Annotated in this window: 17 protein-coding genes; 7 read left to right on the forward strand and 10 right to left on the reverse strand. The window is 66.6% G+C overall.

The window, feature by feature from the left end; translation table 11 throughout:
* Window positions 1–22: 22 nt before the first annotated feature.
* Complete coding sequence (locus J2853_RS46450) at window positions 23–370, reverse strand: WhiB family transcriptional regulator (RefSeq protein ID WP_307569161.1); 348 nt, start codon at window positions 368–370, stop codon at window positions 23–25.
* Between the two features lie 216 nt (window positions 371–586).
* Here J2853_RS46450 and J2853_RS46455 point away from each other — a divergent pair, with 216 nt between their 5' ends.
* Together J2853_RS46455 and J2853_RS46460 are read left to right on the forward strand one after the other, a co-directional pair.
* Window positions 587–1,363, forward strand: coding sequence for a GntR family transcriptional regulator (locus J2853_RS46455; protein ID WP_307569163.1), 777 nt, complete (start codon window positions 587–589; stop codon window positions 1,361–1,363).
* A gap of 183 nt (window positions 1,364–1,546) precedes the next feature.
* A complete protein-coding gene (locus J2853_RS46460) occupies window positions 1,547–2,776 on the forward strand; it encodes an NsdA family TPR-like regulatory protein (RefSeq protein ID WP_307569164.1) in 1,230 nt (409 codons plus the stop codon).
* Between the two features lie 141 nt (window positions 2,777–2,917).
* Here J2853_RS46460 and J2853_RS46465 read toward each other — a convergent pair whose 3' ends face one another.
* Both J2853_RS46465 and J2853_RS46470 read right to left on the reverse strand, forming a co-directional pair.
* A complete protein-coding gene (locus tag J2853_RS46465; RefSeq protein ID WP_307569166.1) occupies window positions 2,918–3,856 on the reverse strand; it encodes a hypothetical protein in 939 nt (312 codons plus the stop codon).
* The gene (locus tag J2853_RS46470; protein WP_307569167.1) at window positions 3,853–4,635 is read right to left on the reverse strand and encodes a ParA family protein; all 783 of its coding nucleotides are present in this window, start codon (window positions 4,633–4,635) and stop codon (window positions 3,853–3,855) included. The genes J2853_RS46465 and J2853_RS46470 overlap by 4 nt, the downstream gene beginning before the upstream one ends.
* Before the next feature lie 917 nt (window positions 4,636–5,552).
* Between J2853_RS46470 and J2853_RS46475 the strand changes: the two genes are divergently transcribed.
* Window positions 5,553–5,735, forward strand: coding sequence for a hypothetical protein (locus J2853_RS46475; protein ID WP_307569168.1), 183 nt, complete (start codon window positions 5,553–5,555; stop codon window positions 5,733–5,735).
* A gap of 91 nt (window positions 5,736–5,826) precedes the next feature.
* On the opposite strand, the gene J2853_RS46480 is transcribed toward J2853_RS46475, so the two are convergent.
* The 4 genes from J2853_RS46480 to J2853_RS46495 form a co-directional block, all read right to left on the reverse strand.
* Complete coding sequence (locus tag J2853_RS46480; RefSeq protein ID WP_307569169.1) at window positions 5,827–5,994, reverse strand: hypothetical protein; 168 nt, start codon at window positions 5,992–5,994, stop codon at window positions 5,827–5,829.
* Window positions 5,995–6,196: 202 nt separating this feature from the next.
* Complete coding sequence (locus J2853_RS46485; RefSeq protein WP_307569170.1) at window positions 6,197–6,640, reverse strand: hypothetical protein; 444 nt, start codon at window positions 6,638–6,640, stop codon at window positions 6,197–6,199.
* Window positions 6,637–6,948 carry a hypothetical protein gene (locus J2853_RS46490; RefSeq protein ID WP_307569171.1) on the reverse strand — a complete coding sequence of 104 codons (312 nt, stop codon included), beginning with the start codon at window positions 6,946–6,948 and terminating at the stop codon, window positions 6,637–6,639. Before J2853_RS46490 ends, J2853_RS46485 begins: the two co-directional genes overlap by 4 nt.
* Before the next feature lie 526 nt (window positions 6,949–7,474).
* A complete protein-coding gene (locus tag J2853_RS46495) occupies window positions 7,475–7,750 on the reverse strand; it encodes a hypothetical protein (RefSeq protein WP_307569172.1) in 276 nt (91 codons plus the stop codon).
* Between the two features lie 55 nt (window positions 7,751–7,805).
* On the opposite strand from J2853_RS46495, the gene J2853_RS46500 reads away from it, so the two are divergent.
* Both J2853_RS46500 and J2853_RS46505 read left to right on the forward strand, forming a co-directional pair.
* Window positions 7,806–8,603 (forward strand): maleylpyruvate isomerase family mycothiol-dependent enzyme, encoded by a 798-nt coding sequence (locus tag J2853_RS46500; protein WP_307569174.1) that lies wholly within the window; start codon window positions 7,806–7,808, stop codon window positions 8,601–8,603.
* Between the two features lie 688 nt (window positions 8,604–9,291).
* Entirely contained in the window at window positions 9,292–9,894 is a 603-nt protein-coding gene (locus J2853_RS46505) for a hypothetical protein (RefSeq protein ID WP_307569176.1), read from the forward strand.
* A gap of 194 nt (window positions 9,895–10,088) precedes the next feature.
* Here the strand turns inward: J2853_RS46505 and J2853_RS46510 are convergent, their stop codons facing one another.
* Both J2853_RS46510 and J2853_RS46515 read right to left on the reverse strand, forming a co-directional pair.
* Window positions 10,089–11,105 (reverse strand): hypothetical protein, encoded by a 1,017-nt coding sequence (locus tag J2853_RS46510; protein WP_307569178.1) that lies wholly within the window; start codon window positions 11,103–11,105, stop codon window positions 10,089–10,091.
* Window positions 11,106–11,130: 25 nt separating this feature from the next.
* Window positions 11,131–12,054, reverse strand: coding sequence for a phosphotransferase (locus J2853_RS46515; RefSeq protein WP_307569179.1), 924 nt, complete (start codon window positions 12,052–12,054; stop codon window positions 11,131–11,133).
* Between the two features lie 170 nt (window positions 12,055–12,224).
* Here J2853_RS46515 and J2853_RS46520 point away from each other — a divergent pair, with 170 nt between their 5' ends.
* Together J2853_RS46520 and J2853_RS46525 are read left to right on the forward strand one after the other, a co-directional pair.
* Window positions 12,225–12,806 (forward strand): histidine phosphatase family protein, encoded by a 582-nt coding sequence (locus tag J2853_RS46520; protein ID WP_370879565.1) that lies wholly within the window; start codon window positions 12,225–12,227, stop codon window positions 12,804–12,806.
* Between the two features lie 96 nt (window positions 12,807–12,902).
* Complete coding sequence (locus J2853_RS46525) at window positions 12,903–13,985, forward strand: hypothetical protein (RefSeq protein ID WP_307569182.1); 1,083 nt, start codon at window positions 12,903–12,905, stop codon at window positions 13,983–13,985.
* A 71-nt stretch (window positions 13,986–14,056) separates the two neighbouring features.
* Here J2853_RS46525 and J2853_RS46530 read toward each other — a convergent pair whose 3' ends face one another.
* On the reverse strand, window positions 14,057–14,938 hold the full coding sequence (locus tag J2853_RS46530; RefSeq protein WP_307569183.1) for a phosphotransferase family protein: 882 nt from the start codon (window positions 14,936–14,938) through the stop codon (window positions 14,057–14,059).
* Window positions 14,939–15,090: the final 152 nt, after the last annotated feature.

The raw sequence follows: 15,090 nt of genomic DNA on the forward strand, positions 1-15,090 counted from the left end.
ATCGTCTTGATCTGGGAGGTGCTCATGCCGCGATCTCCTCGTTGTACGAGGCGACGTCGTCCGAGCAGTCAGCGCTCTGGCGGGCGGCGGCGAAGTCGGCGCGCTGCCGGTTGATCCGGTACCGCTCGGTGGGAGTGCGACTGCCGCGGACGCCCTGGACACGCGAGCGTCCCAGGCCGGCCTCCTCACGGAGGGCGAGCTCCAGGCACTCGGCTATGACGGGGCAGCCCTTGCACAGCTTCCGTGCTCCTGCGGGCCTGCCGTTCTCGGGAAACCAGGCGTCGGCGTTGGGCGACCGGACGCAGGTCCCACTCGCGTCCACATGCTGCGCCAGCACTCTGCTCGAGACATTGGTAGGCAGCGCGTTCATGCGGGCAGCACGAACTGCAAAGATGGCTCTCATCCGGGGTTGTCCTTTCGCGAGGCGGACCCGGTGTTAGGGCCTCGTCCGGGTACCAGCCGGACGGGGCCCGCTTCGTTAGGCTTAATGCCCTACGTTGATTGTTCTACGTAAGTAGTAACCCTCCGTTCTCAACGTGTCAATGCTCAATGCCCTACCTTGAGCATTGAGTACTAGGGTTGTGGCATGGAAGTAACGCCCGCCCGGGGTCAATATCGCCAGGTTGCTGACATATTGCGCGCGGCCATTGCGGGAGGTGAGCACCCTCGTGGCAGCATGCTCCCTGCGGAGAGCGAACTTGCAGGGCGGTTCGGCGTAAGTCGTCAGACCGTCAACCGCGCGTTTGCAATCCTGGAGGCCGAGGGACTGATTCGTGTCGAGCGCCCGACTGGAACGATCGTCCACGAGTTGCCACCGATCGTCCGCAACGCCGCCGCTCGACATAGCCGCACACACCGTGAACGTGAGGGAAGTCGCGGAGCACTCGCCACAGAACTTGCTAATTTGGACTACGAGCTGCGGTCCAAAAACACCGTTGGTCCTGGCCATCCACCCGCACACGTCGCCGAAGTGCTCGGCGTGGCCCCTGATGAGGCCAGCGTGGTGATTCGCGCTCGCTACATGCGAGCCGAAGACGTCCCTATCCAGATCGTCACCAGCTACATCCCTCTTGTCATCGCCAAGGACACCCCCATTGAGCAGAAAGACCCTGGCGTTGGTGGCATCAGCAGCCGCTTGGCGGAACTTGGCCACGCTCAAGTAGAGATCGAAGAGCACATCACCGTTCGCCCACCCGTGCCAGAGGAAGCTACTTTCCTGCGGATGACCGAGGATCAGCGTGTCTATGAGATCTTCCACATTGGCTGGACCCACGATGATCGACCCGTCAAGGTGACGATCTACATCATGCCGACCCACCAATGGGACCTGCAGTACAGGTATCCCATCGAGCCCTCCGGCTAGAGAGGGGTGTTGCCGCCTGGGCACGGAAGGCATGCAGAAGGCCATGCAATGAAGATCTGCCAGCAGAGATTCCATGCCCAGGTGTCATCTCAGGTGTCACCTCCATGTCACCACCCCACGAACAGGACATTGGCTGAAACTGGAGTAGAACCGCGCAGACTCCCCGCTTCAGGAGGCAACCAGATGGATGATCGGCCGTCATGGGCACGCCGTATCCGCGCCGAACGCGAGGCGAGGCACTGGTCGCAGGCTGATGCCGTCCGAGCTCTGGAGGCCCATTCCGACCAGTCTTTACCCGAAGCGGTAACGTTGCTGAGGAACTGGAAGCGATGGGAAGCCGGCGACTCTCGCCCCGATGACTTTTACGCTCCGCTCATCGCCCGGACGTTCGGTACTGTCACCGCGGCTATGTTCCCTGTGGCGCGGGATCGTGACCTCGCCTTGGCGGCCGCGGGGATGGACACCTTGGAGATCCTGACCCGTCTGCGCGCATCCACAGTCGACGCGGCCACCCTGGATGGTCTGCGCATCACCGTGGACCAACTCTGCAGCGACTATCCGTATCTGGCACCAGGGCAGCTTCTGACGGAGGGCCGCCAGTGGCTCGCCCGAATCACCACTCTGCTGGACCACCGCCTGACACTGGACCAGCACCGTGAAGTCTTGGCCCTGGCCGGATGGCTGGCCCTGCTGGTCGGCTGCGTGGAGTACGACATGGGATCGCGCCGGGGAGCTGAGGGCACACGGCAGGCCGCACTGTCCCTCGGACGCGAGGCTGGCCATGGCGAAATCCAGGCATGGGGACACGAGATGCGAGCCTGGATGGCGCTAACCCAGGGCGACTACCGAGGCGTTATCGCGGCCTCGGATGAAGGCCAGGTCGTCGCCGGACACCATGGTGTCGCCGTGCAACTCGCCGCGCAGAAGGCGAAGGCATGGGCTCGAATCGGCGACCGTCGCCAGGTCGAAGTGGCCCTTGACCGTGGCCGCGCCATCTTAGAAGCGCTCCCTTACCCGGACAACATCAGCAACCACTTCGTCGTCGACCCGGCCAAGTACGACTTCTATGCCATGGACGCCTATCGAATTCTTGGTGAAGACCTGCGCGCCGAGACCTACGCTCGCGAGGTGATCCGAGCGGGCATCGACCACGACGGGCAGGAGCGAGCACCGATGCGGATCGCGGAAGCTCGCGTCACGCTCGGCGTTGTCGCCGCCCGGGCCGGAGACCTGGACCAGGCACTTAGCTATGGCTATAAGGCGCTCGGCGCTGACCGCCAGTCCCTGCCCAGCCTGCTGATGGTTTCCCGGGAGCTGGCCAGCGTCGTCCAGCAGCGACATGGCGACGACCCAGATGCCCGCACGTACCTTGACCAGCTACATCAGATCAGAGCAACCACGGCTGTCGCATAAGAACCTTAAGGAGCTCGGGTTCTTGTCAAACGGATCCACAGAATGACATCTATTGCGCGACAAGGGGCGCGGGCCCATAGTCCGCGCCCCTTGAGATAGTTGATCTTGTGTACCAAGTTGCAAATTGGTACACAAGATCAACTATTCTTCGTCCAGTAAATCGCCCAGCGCGGCGAGCGCAGCCTGCAGCTTGCCCTTGATCTCGCGCCCCTTCTCTGGGGTCTCGGCAGCGATCCGCCGCAGCGTCGACAAATCGTTAAGTGCCTGCAGTGCTGGCTCAAACGATCGCCACGCCAGTTCAACCTGCTTCGATTGCTCAGCGGGAGTAGCTTCCAGGGCGACTTTGAAGTTCAGATCGATCGCCGCCTGGTCCAGCGCTGAACCCGACGTCCGGCCACGCTCCTCGGCCAACCGCCAGACTTTCTGGGCCGCCTCCTTGCCGTATTTGTCACCAATCGGCAGGATCGCTCGCAGCTGGCGCTCGCCGGGCACCTCTGAGGTGACGCCGTCCAGCCACTCCATCGCCCGGACGGAATCCATGAGCTGGTAGGAGCGGCGCACCGACAAGCCGAAGAACTCGGTCGCTGCCGCCCACGTCGAGAATCCGGCCGCCTTATAGCTCTCCTCGCGATGGATTTCAATGAGAGCCGGGCCTGCTGTCAGCCGGAAGTACCGCTCGGTCTTATCGAGGACCCGCTCGACCTTGCGCCGCGCGTTGGAAATGATCCCTTGGTAGTGAGCGAACTGGACTTGCGGATCGGCGTCGGCTGGGGCCAGCTCAAATTCCGGCTCATCAAGGAAACCTCTCTGTTGGTCGGGCTTGACCACCTGTCCTGTCAGTACCTGCTCCAGCGGCTCTGATTCCAGTTCCGGCTCCTGCAGGGGAACAAGGGGCGCATCATCAAAGGTGTCATCACCTTCGACGGTGGCAGTTGGATTCCAGGGAGCCCCAGCGAGAGGTGATACGGGGCTAGTGTGCTCGGCGGCGTCATCGAGCGAGTTGCCTCCGCCAATCCGCCCCTTAGCGCGATTAGCAGTGGGTGGACGACGCCGTGGCTTCTTCTCATCGGCGTTGGTCATGCTGCATCAGCGATGTATTCGATGACGAGTTCGTCCCCGATGTCCTCGTATTCAGAGAGGTCATCCATCGGATTCGTCGTCTTGACGGCCTGCCGATACCACTTCCAGTTCGTTGCCTGCGCCTCGAATACGTCGTAGCCAGCTTCGTCGAGCTGGACGCGGGCGTCTGGGCCCTCCTTGGATTGCGGCGGAGGAACCTTGGTCAGCAATACACGAACACGGATCTCCTGCGGCACGCCCTGGGCAGCCTCGGCCGCCGCGACAAACGAAGATGGGATGCGTTCCAGTTCGCCCTCGGTCGGCGCTGCGGCGATGATCAGTTCATGCGACTTGCGAACGGCAGCCTTGAAGATCTCGTCGCTCTCGCCGCCGGTGTCGACAATGATCACGTCGTAGTCGCCGGAAGCGGAGTTATCGTCGATGCAGTCGCCAACGTGCTTAGACGGGAACGGGATGAGCTTGAACGGCCAACTCATTCCGGCCTTGACAATGGCGCGATACCACGAGTAACCGGTCTGGCTCAGCGGGTCGGAGTCGATTACCAGGACGCGTAGGCCGTAAACGAGTGCAAAGTAGCAGGCGATGAAGAAGGCGCTGGTGGTCTTGCCGACCCCTCCCTTCAGGTTGCCAATCGTGATGATTAAGGGCATGGGAAGCCTCAGATTCTGCTTACCCTCCATCAGCGGAACCCGTAGCGGGAACTGCTGGTTAGGTGCAGGCAGCTTCGCCTCTGGCTCGGCGGACTGTGGCGTGAGGGCCGCCGCGTCGGCGAGGGTCATCTCCACACCCCGCTTGTTTGTGTTATCTGCTGCATGATCGTCTCCTGCGAAAGAGTTCCGCACACCGTGTGGCACGCGCGCACCATCCTAGAGACGCCATGCAGAAAGTAGGGGGAGCAAAGCATGAGGGCCATCCCGTAGGACAGCCCTCATGGAACTCTTTCGCACCTCAAGCATACCGGCCAAGCCGCAACGTCCAGGGCAGCGCTAGGCCGTCACCCGGACGTGCGGTACGACGCGCAGATTGCGCTGGGTAACCTCTATACGCCCTGCGCGGCCGCGTCCCACGCTGTCACCCAGAACGGCGGAACCGCGATCTTGTCGCACCGTGCGACAAGATCATGTTGGCTCTGGTGGTGGCGGCTCGGTGACTGGTTCGGGGGGCGGATCCGTCTCCACCTGTGCCGGAACCGTCGGCAATGGTGGGCGCACGGGATCCGTTGCCGATGGATCGCTAAACACATTGGCCAAGATCGCGACCATGACGACCACGATAACAACGCCAGCTCCGGCTGTCGCCACCGTCTGAACGCTCCGATCATGCGCCCGGACCCTGATCCGAGTGCCGTTGCGCAGGGTCCGGAGATGTCCTCTGACTCGTACGGTCCGGCGGCTCATGTCCGGACACATTATGAGTCACCTGCAGGACACATCAGGTGGCAGCAGGATAGGCCTCTCTCTCCTGCGGGTAAGAAAACCTGTCCTTGCCAGAGCTGGCGGATCGGACCCTCATACCTACTGCAGGGCATCGGCGCGGGCGCTCATGGCCGACTCGCGGGCCGAGGATTGGATGTTTTGCGACGTGAGTGCACATGGTCACTGGCCGTAGCGCGACCGTCGTCCCAGCTCGGGGCCTCGCCCGTTTTGCCCGTGATCGTCAGTCACAGACTAACCACGATGCTCTCGATCCACGGACGATGACCAAGCCGACGACGGCACGCTCTTCGTTTGTAGACACATCACATGACGATGCCTTACCCGTGCTGCTGGTTCGTGACGGCATTACCTACATCGACAACGAGCGCCTCCTGGTCGATGGCCATCCCGTCGCCCCGGGTCGCTACCGGCTGCAGTTGGGTGACGCGGCCGACCTGAACTGATCTTGCTGGGGTCCGCCGGGCGGTGCAGGCCGAGGCCAGCCGAAGAGCTGCAGCCCCGGCCCGTGACCGCCCGGCGGCACCTCAGCGACTTCTACTCCTCGTTGTCCTGATCCTCTTGCTGTCGGTGCTCGTTCTTGTCCGCCTGCGACTGGGCTTCCCGGTCCAGGGCATCACGAGCGCTGGCACTGTTGGGATGGCGTGCCGCTGCGGACTGAACCCGGGCGGCAGCTTCCTTGTCCCACGGTGTGTTTTTACTCATATCCCTGACATACCCCGCTCCGGAGAGGCTTCGCCGGTAACCGCTCAGTCCGAGTTATCGTTCGCCGGTTCCCGCCGCAGTGGGCGACGAAAGCCGGGACTCTTCCGGCAACGCGGGAGCGGCCTGCCGTAGCGGATCGCCTTGAAAGCGCGAAAGGACTGTGGTGGCCACGATCGCCGCGGCCCTGGTGTCGGGCGGCGGGTCAGCCAATGTAGGTGAGCGCGAGGCGGGGCTCGATGCGCAGCAGGCCGGTGGCGGCCGCGCGGGTGGTGAAAATCGGCCACCAGCGCAGGGTGGCGATCGCGGCGGTGTGCGCGTCGGCCAGATCCAGGTTCAGCCCGTAGGCCAGGTGGCCGACCCGAATCGCCCGATCGGGGTCGGGGTCGTCGCCGGGGCCGCTCACCAGGTGATCGAGCACGGTAATCGGGGCGCACAGCAGGTTGACCGAGCGCGCCCCGCTCGTCTCGAAGGTCAGCGGCGCGCGCGCCGCGGCGGTGAGAGAGCCGGTCGCCGCGGCCAGGACGGCCGAAGGGACGATGAGGGTGATCAGTTCGCGGGCGGCGGCGCTGACCAGGTGGTGAATGGCCGCCTCGCCGGCCAGGTAGGCGGCCACCGCGGGGGTGTGCAGGATGTGGCCGATGCTCATGCGGCCCGGCCGCGTCCGCCACCGGCCGCACCCGGCTCGACGCCCTGGGCAGCTTGGGCGTCCTGGGCGATGTTCTCAGCCAGCACCTCCTCAGCCGTCATCCGCAGCCGCGCGCTCCAGTAGGCCTCGGCCTCGGGGTCGGCGGGGAGCTCACCGAAGACGCGCTCGCGCTCGGCCAGCCAGTCCAGGCACTGTTGCTCGGCCTCCAGCAGGGCCACGATGTGCCCGGACACCGACTCCAGCGGCCGGGCCTTGAGCTGTTCATAGAGATGCTCCGGCAGCGAGATAGAGATCTTCTTCGCGGTCATACCAAAACAATAACCGGTAGCACCGTCGCTGTCAGGTCAGCACGCCGCCTGGAACTCCCGGATTGCCGCAGCCCCGAGAGCGCGCGGCTCGGGCAAGGGGACCCCAGAATATGCATGAGCACTGATACGGAATGCGACCAGCGGCACGTTTTCAGGCTTGCAAGCTTAGTTTCAACAAGTCACCGCAGAGCTTTCAACGCGTGGCTACGTCACTGACTTCGAGAGCCAGGTGTCGACGACTTTGAGAGCCACTTGGTGATCTTCCTCGTTCAGAAATGTCGGTGAGATCGGGAGCCGGCGGCCACTGCCCGCCAGTGGTCGGCGGACGTGGTCGAGCCCGACGTGCTCGACGGATATGACCGGCGAGCCGGAGACCTGCTGCTCCGCTCCGGCCGGGGCAACGAGGAGAGGCGCGAGCCTGGCGCCGCGATCGTTATCTGGGGTTGTTGGTCTCTTCTCGCAGGTCAGAGCCCGATGATCTTTTCAGGCACGTAAGGCACGTTGGCAGGCGCTCGATGAAGCTATGTCAACCGCCCGGCTTCCCGGCGGGCCCCGCACCTGGGCCGTCCTCCGCCGTGTCTCCGCCCGCGGCGGCTAGGCGCAGCGTCTGCCACCCGTCCCCGGCATCTTCCGCTCGCCAGTCATCCGGCCACAGCCGCTCCACGCCCGCCGGCACAGGAGCCAGCCGCACCCCCTCAAACCCGGCTGCCTTCAGCCCCCGCGCCCCGACGAACCGGGCGCCGCCGGTGAAGGTCGCCCCGTGGAATTCGGCGGCGCGGAGACGGCAGCCGGTCAGATTCACGTCGATTCGGTCACCCGCTGCCCGGCCGCGTCATGCACGGTGATAGACATTCGGCGTGGAAAAGAATCTTAAGTTCCCTGACCTGCTGCGACTGATCGATGAACGGTCGACCGCCTTCCGCGCCGCGGTCGCCGCCGCGCCCAGTCTCGACGCACAGGTGCCGACCTGCCTCGAGTGGACGCTGTTCGATCTGGTGAAGCACCTGGGTGGGGGAGACCGTTTCTGGGCCGCCATCGTCGGCGCGGGGCCTGCCGACGCTCCCCCGGCCGAGGCCACCGCTGCGCGCGCCGCTCTGGAAGTGCCGCGGGAGCGTGAGGCCCTGCTGGCCTGGCTGGCCGCGTCGACGCAGCTTCTGCTGAGCGCCCTGCGCGAGGCAGGACCGGAGAGCGGTTGCTGGACGTGGTGGCCTGCGTCGCAGTCACCGCAAACCTCCGGCGGTATCGCCCGGCACCGGGCCCAGGAGACCGCGGTGCACACGTACGACGCCCAGCTCACCGGGGGCGCCCCGCAGCCGCTGCCAGTCGAGGTGGCACTCGACGGTGTGGAGGAGTTCCTGTTCACCGTCTGCGCAACGCAGAGTGCCTGGCCGCACAAGCCCACGGGCTTCGACTTCCACGCCGCCGAGGGCCGCTCCTGGCGCCTCACGGTCGACGGCGACGGCGCACGCTCCACCCGCATCCCCGCGCCCACTGCCGCGACCGGCGAGGACTCGGACGCAGCCGGCGCCTCCATCCATGGCACGGCCAGTGAGTTGGTCCTCTACTTGTACGACCGTATCCCGGCCGACTCCTTGCACGTTGACGGAGACACAGGGCTGCTCGACCTGCTCCGCGCCTGGGAGCCGGAGGAGTAGGACGTAGCGGGGGCGGTTGGCCGCGCCTCGAGCCGGTAGGACACGACTCTTCGCCAGGTTCGTCAGTCGCGGCACCGGGCTCAAACCCGCGAGGCGGCCTCGGGGCGTCACCAAGCCGACCGTCTACCTGGTCAGAGCTCGAACTCACGTACACGGCGAACTGCCAACGGTAGAACGACAACAGGGCGTTGACCCTGGCCTCCAAGGTGTCTTGCCTCGGCGCGTCGTCAGGTACGGCCAGAAGACGTTCCATCCGCCAGCCGTTGCGCTGCCACGCCAGGTAGCCGGCGACCACCGGAACACCGACCTCGTTCCAGACGCCGGCCTGCCCGGTCTCCTGTTCAGGGCGAAGTCTGGAGCACGGCGCGTCCCTTACGTGGCTGACGTGACAGAACAACCCCTGGATATCTGTAAGCCACGTGCGCACCACCCCACATGCCTTACGTGCCTGGCGCCTCACGGCGACCCCAGATAACCGAACAGCTCGGCGAGGTGGCTCTCAAACTCGTCGATACGAGCCCACGCTCCGGCCGAGGTGGCTCTCCGCTCGCGAACATGTGGCTCCGGATCTCACCTACAAAGCCAAACGCGGAACCGCAATGCGGCCAGAGCACGGTGAACTCCACCCGACGCGGGTTCGAACGCTCGCAAGCTTGATCGGTACAGCTCGACGGTTAAGGTCGTCGGTATGGCGGGAACGGTGGCGGTGATGGCGCGGGTGGCGCATGGCACGCGCAAGCGACTGACCGCCCGGATGGAGGCGGAGCGGGCGCGGCGGAGCGCGCTGCTGACGGCGGCGCGGGCGGAGATCGGGCCGCACCTGGCCGCTCTGGAGCGCGCCGAGCGGCGCGCCGCCCTGACGCGCCGACTGGCCGAGCTGCGTGAGCACGGCGAATTGGCCGACACCGTCGACGTGCTGCTTACGCACGCGGTGCGGGGGGAGATGGCGGCGCGCGCTTGGGATGTGGACTGGCCACCGGTTCCGGCCGGCGCGCCCAGGGCCGGACGCTGGCCCGGCTCACGTGACGGCGGCTGGCCGGAGAAGATCGTGGCCCGCATCCCCGCAGAGCTGGAGGCGCAGGTGCACGCGGCCTGCTGGCACACCAGCAAAGAGGCGATCGCGGAGCTGCGCACCTGGCGCGACGCGCGCCCGGCCCCGGTGTTCGACGTCGACGCCCTTGCCCTCTACGAGCGCCTGGCCGATCAGGTGACGACCCCGGGGGAGATCTGGCGTGCGGCCGTCGACCGGGCCCTTCTTGCGCCGCCCGCCGAGATCCCGCTGGGGCCCTGACGGACCGGTCTTAAAAGCTTGCAAGCTTGAAAAGCAATGGTTAGAGGCGTGATTCCAGTTACGTGTGAGATCGGGAGGGCGCATGGTCGCCTCCAGGGAATGCTCCCGGCCGCGTGTCCTTGGTGCGGGTCGTCGTGGTTGCCGGGGCCGCGCCCCAGCGACCGGCGACAGGGGAGGGAAGGCGTGCGGGGGTGTTACCCGGTCAGGGTGGCGAGGTAGGACTCGGTCACGCTCCAGGGTGTCAGCTCGATGCCGAATCCGCTGTGGGTCCCGTCGTGGGTGTGGACGAGTTTGCCCGACAGGTGCACGATGTCGCCGGTGCGAAACGCCCCGGTGTAGGCGCCGAGGTAGGACCGCATGTGGGTGATCTTACGGGCGAAGGATTCGGGTTCATCCACGGTGGAAGACAGGATCGTCTTCACCTTGATCCCGTACAGGGCCGGGGTGACGAGTCCTTCGGTGTGGTCGGTGATTTTCGCCAGCAGGGCCATGTGCCCGATCTCTTTGGCCGTGGTGCGGGCGAAGGTCTGATCGCCGTCGCCGCGGATCGGCTCGCAGTTGATGTGCGCACCGGTGCGGGCGGTGAGGCCTTGGAATTTGCGGCGTTCCTGCTTGATGAGGGTGTCAAAAGCGCTGCCGGCCATGTACTTGGCCCGGCGGATGTACAGCTGCATCAGGTTCTCCCCCTCATAGGGGCGGATCAGCTCACCGGCGGCGAACAGCTCGCCGGCGGCCTGGTAGCCGTCGTGGCCGTAGCAGACCAGGTCGATGTCGGAGCGGTCGTTGAAGCAGCCGACCAGGAAGGAGCCGGTGATGCCGAACAGGTGCTGGGCGCCGAGGGAGACGATCCGGTTGATGATGGCCAGCAGGTCCGCGCCCGCGCGGGCGCCTTCGACCAGGGCCGGGTTGTCGTGGATGGTGGCCAGGGCTTCGCGGCAGGAGTAGCGCAGCGCCACCTCCTGGCGGGGCAGGCCGGTGATGACGCAGCCCAGGACGTCGGAGTAGACGTAGCATTCGGGCCGCTCGGCGAGGATGCCGAAGGATTTGGACACGACGCTGTTTTGCCGGTAGGTGCGGCCCAGCAGCTGGCGGTCGCCGTTGTCGTCGGGGTGGTATTTGACGTAGCCGAGGTAGTGGCTGCCCGGGTGGACGTCGCCGATGACTTTGAAGACCACGCCGTGGCGGTCCATGAGGTAGTCGCGGTCGCGCACCAGGGGCAGCGCCCTGCCCAGCGGGCTATGGGGCGGTGGGAGCGAAGGTGGCGGTGAACTGGGCCAGGGTGGGGAAGGTGGCGGTGTCGATCGTGGTGGTCGACGCATAGTGCTCCAGTCCCATCTGCGCAAGGGCGCGGCGGTAGTGCCATTTAAGGCGCTTGTCGTGCCGGCTGACATCGACCGGTCGCATCAAGGCCAGGAAGAACAGGCATTTGACTAGCAGGAAGTCGGCCAGGTACCCACTCAGCGGGCACCCGTATGCGCCGGTGGCGACCTCATCGAGGGCGGTCAGGTAGTGGGCCCGCTGCGCCGGGGTGAGGCGGTATCCCTTGCCGCCGCCTTTGAAGGCGACGATGTCGAGCATCGGGTAGACGTCGTAGCCCAGGGGGGCCAGGCCGTGGTGCTGCCAGTCGATCACCCCGGTGGTGAAGGCGTTGGGCAGCCCGTAGTCCAGGTGGCTGTGACACATCGCCACCCCGCTCAGCCGCTCGACGACCTCATCGAGGGCCGCGTGCACGCGGGGGGTGTCCAGGTCGGGGTTTTCGGCGAAGACGTTGTCGGTGAAGCCGGCCTGGCGCACCCATGCCCGGACCCGTTGCGGCCCGGCGGGCAGCGCGGTGCGGGCTTGGGCTTCGAGCAGCCGGCCGGAGATGGCGGCCGCCGCCTCGATCACGCTGTCGGCCACCTGGCCACCGGCGCCGGTCAGGGCCGCGTCATGCAGGGAGACCTCACCCAGGCTGCGCTCGGTGAAGAAGTGCCGGCCCTCCTCGATGCCGTCGGCGACGATCTGCGGCACGGGGTAGCCGAGTTCGGCGGCCCGGCGCTGGAAGTCGGCTTCTTCTTTCACGGTGTGATCGCCGGTGCGTTTGTAGAATCCGCCGTCGGTGCTGCGCCATACCGCGCCGTCGGCGGCGGTGCGGTGTTTGATGAATTCCCAGTCGCTCACTGTCTTTTCCTTTCATCCGCGAGGAGGTCGCGGAGCGGCAGTAGCGTATGCACATGCTATTGGCTGTGGTGCGGCATGCTGAGTCTGTAGAGAACGCCGATAAATACACTGGCTTTTACCATGATCGGCGCCCCTATGGGGGGCGGGCGGCTCATCACCTTTCGCGCACCGTGGTCGGTCTGACCCCGCGCGGTTTCCACCAGTCGATATGGCTGGGCCGCACCCTGGCGCCCTTGGTCGGGGCGAGGGTGCGGGTCTACACCTCCACCTACCGGCGGGCGATCGACACCGCGACGCTCGCCTTCCCCGGCCTGCCCGACGGGTGGCCGCGGCGCACGTCGCTGCTGGATGAGCAGCACTACGGGGAGGCGACCTACATGACCAAGCAGGAGTTGTTCGCCACCTACCCCGAGGGGGCCGATGATCGGCGGCTGCGCAAGCACCTGTGGGTTCCTCCCGGCGGCGGTGAGTCCCTGGCCGGCGGCGTCGGGCAGCGAGCACGGGCATTCACCGAGCTCCTGCAGACCAACCTCGACTCCGATCCTGGCGTTGGTCCGGGGGTGGGATCGGCGATTGTGGCCATCACCCACCACACCATGATCCTGGCATTGCGCGCCCTATTAGAGGACCGGCCGGTCGAAGAGGTCGTCGCCGAATCCAAGGCGGCTAAGACCCCGAACGCGGCAATCTTCCGCTATGAGATGAGCGACGGCGCGTTCACGAAGACCGACGTTATCGCGCCATTGATCTAGAAAAGAGAGGAGAAAGTGATGGCGTCGCGGTACTTGTTCTTCAACGGCCCCATACAGAATCAGGAATTCACGTTCGCGGAAAAACCGGGAAAGGCTGTGGGGATCCGCATCGCGGAGGCGGCCAACCACCTCCTGGGCCAGGAGGTGGTGCCGCACCTGTGGAACACCGCCACCCTGGCCGGAGACCTCCGTCACCGGAGTGCGCAGCCGCCGCGGCCACGCGCCGACGTCGAAGCGGACGCGATCGCCGCCAAGTACGCACCCGGCCCCTTGCCGCGCGGCGGGATCGTCACCGACGCCGACCGCCCGGTCGCCGACCTGGCCTTAGAGATGATCGCCGCCGCCCTGTCGGCCGGCACGCTGGTCATCTGCGACGAAAACGTCCGGGTGTGTGCCCGGTGCGGGCACATGACCGGCACCGGAGCTCATGCCTGCCGGGCCTGTGGGAACGCCACCACTCGGGCACACCGGACGGAGCACCTGGTCGCCGAGCGCGACCCGGCCCGGCCAGTGCTGGAGCGCGAGGACATCCACGTCTACCGGCGGCGACCGCCGCTGCAGCTGCGTAACGCCGCGGGCAACGCACCGACCCGGCTGATCCTCTCGCGCACCCGCGAGCACGGCATCAGTTTGGCGCCGGTGGGGTTGCCCGGTCTGGTGCTGGATCCCCGGGCCGGCCTGCACGTGGCGGTCCTGGCCGCCGCCCGGCAGCTGCGGGCCGAGGTCGCGGTGATGACCACCACCGCCAACGCCGCCATCAACATCGCCGCGCACGGCCAGCCCTTCCGCACCCACCAAGGCCTGCGCCTGCGCTACGCCCTGCACGGACACGTGCCGTACGAGCACACCCACCTGCTGGCGCAGCTGTATGAGAGCCACCGAGCCGACGCCGCCACCCAGGCGGCGTTCGAGATGTGGTTCCTGCCGCTGTATGCACTCAAAGAGAAGAACGGCGTGCACTCCGGGCAGCTGCCGGCGCTGTTCACCCACTTCATCCGAACCCGCCGAGCCAGACCAGCACGCCCCGATCCGGCGGTCTTGGCTGATATTCGCCAAGCGGTGCAGGCGGGCGATCCCGGCTGGGTGATGCGGCAGACGGCTCTGGTCCATGCCATGGCCAGCACCTGGGCACCGCGTCCCAGATCGTCGACGACATCGCCGGGGCCATCCCTCACCTGACCCTCCAATTGCGTGCCCAGTGCCCGGGGTGCGCATGGCCGCCCCGGGCCCTCGGCCGCGGTTGTCGCGGGTTATGACCAGCCGGTGCGATACCGGGCCCAATCCAGCGCGGCGGCCGCCGCCCGCGCCTGAAAGCCCCGCAGGTTCGGCACCCCGGGCGGCGCCGGCTGTCGGCAGGCGTGCTCCCAATAGCCCGCGCACCCCACCGCCCACGACGTCAGCACCTGCGCAGGCGCCGCACCCCACGCCACCGCGTCCGCGAGTTGCGCCTCGGCCTCCGCCGGGGCGTGCCCGGCCATGATCAGGTGCGGCACCAGCGCCGCCACATCGATCCACGCCGCCCCCTGGTGGGCATACGACCAGTCCACGACCACCACCTCACCACCCGCCTCGCGCACCAGGAGATTGTCCGGGCGGATGTCGCCGTGCACGAGCGTGCTACCGCCGGCCGCGGCCTCCCACGCGCTCTCCGTCGCGGTCAGGGCCATCAGGTTGCGGCGCGCCCAGGCGGGCAGGTCGGCCGGGGTGTCCTCGGTCAGCCGCGACCACCCGCGCAGCGCCGGTCCCAGCACCTCAGCGACAGCCGGCGCCGCAGGCAGCGGGCACGGCGTCAACGTCTCCCGCAGCCGACTCACCGCGTGCACCGTGGCGGCCACGTCCGGCGAACCCGGTCGCAGAGCGGGGTGACGGTCCGCGACGTCGTCGAAGCACAACAGCACCCAGCCACCCACCTGCCGCGTCCAGCGCAGCGCCGCCACCGGGGCGGCCTCCGGCAGCGCCGCGCTGAGCTCGGCCTCCTGCCGGTAGGTGCCCGCCACCGGATGCTCCAGCGCGATGCCCTTGAGGAAGGCCCGCGAGCCGTCCTCCAGCAGCAACCGCGCCGCGAGCCCCGGGGTGTAGCCGCCGTCTTGAGAGCGCGCCTCGACGACGTCATGACCCAGCAAGTGCCTCACTGCCGTCGACACCGTGGACGGAACGTCTTCCCATTGGGGGCGTACAGCGGTTGCGGTGGCCATCTGCGATACCTTTCCGACTCCTCGTGAACCGAGTTTCAGCATGGCAGCCGGGCGCCCGGATTCGCCGCAACGAACATGGTCGCCATCAG

The sequence above is a fragment of the Streptosporangium lutulentum genome, from assembly GCF_030811455.1.
Classification (GTDB): Bacteria; Actinomycetota; Actinomycetes; order Streptosporangiales; family Streptosporangiaceae; genus Streptosporangium; species Streptosporangium lutulentum.

Excerpts from the sequence above, each read along its gene's own strand:
- J2853_RS46470 (WP_307569167.1), bottom strand. The coding sequence starts at position 4,635 with ATGACCCTCGCCGACGCGGCGGCCCTCACGCCACAGTCCGCCGAGCCA.
- J2853_RS46460 (WP_307569164.1), top strand. The coding sequence starts at position 1,547 with ATGGATGATCGGCCGTCATGGGCACGCCGTATCCGCGCCGAACGCGAG.
- J2853_RS46450 (WP_307569161.1), bottom strand. The coding sequence starts at position 370 with ATGAACGCGCTGCCTACCAATGTCTCGAGCAGAGTGCTGGCGCAGCAT.
- J2853_RS46475 (WP_307569168.1), top strand. The coding sequence starts at position 5,553 with ATGACCAAGCCGACGACGGCACGCTCTTCGTTTGTAGACACATCACAT.
- J2853_RS46465 (WP_307569166.1), bottom strand. The coding sequence starts at position 3,856 with ATGACCAACGCCGATGAGAAGAAGCCACGGCGTCGTCCACCCACTGCT.
- J2853_RS46455 (WP_307569163.1), top strand. The coding sequence starts at position 587 with ATGGAAGTAACGCCCGCCCGGGGTCAATATCGCCAGGTTGCTGACATA.
- J2853_RS46490 (WP_307569171.1), bottom strand. The coding sequence starts at position 6,948 with ATGACCGCGAAGAAGATCTCTATCTCGCTGCCGGAGCATCTCTATGAA.
- J2853_RS46480 (WP_307569169.1), bottom strand. The coding sequence starts at position 5,994 with ATGAGTAAAAACACACCGTGGGACAAGGAAGCTGCCGCCCGGGTTCAG.
- J2853_RS46485 (WP_307569170.1), bottom strand. The coding sequence starts at position 6,640 with ATGAGCATCGGCCACATCCTGCACACCCCCGCGGTGGCCGCCTACCTG.
- J2853_RS46505 (WP_307569176.1), top strand. The coding sequence starts at position 9,292 with ATGGCGGGAACGGTGGCGGTGATGGCGCGGGTGGCGCATGGCACGCGC.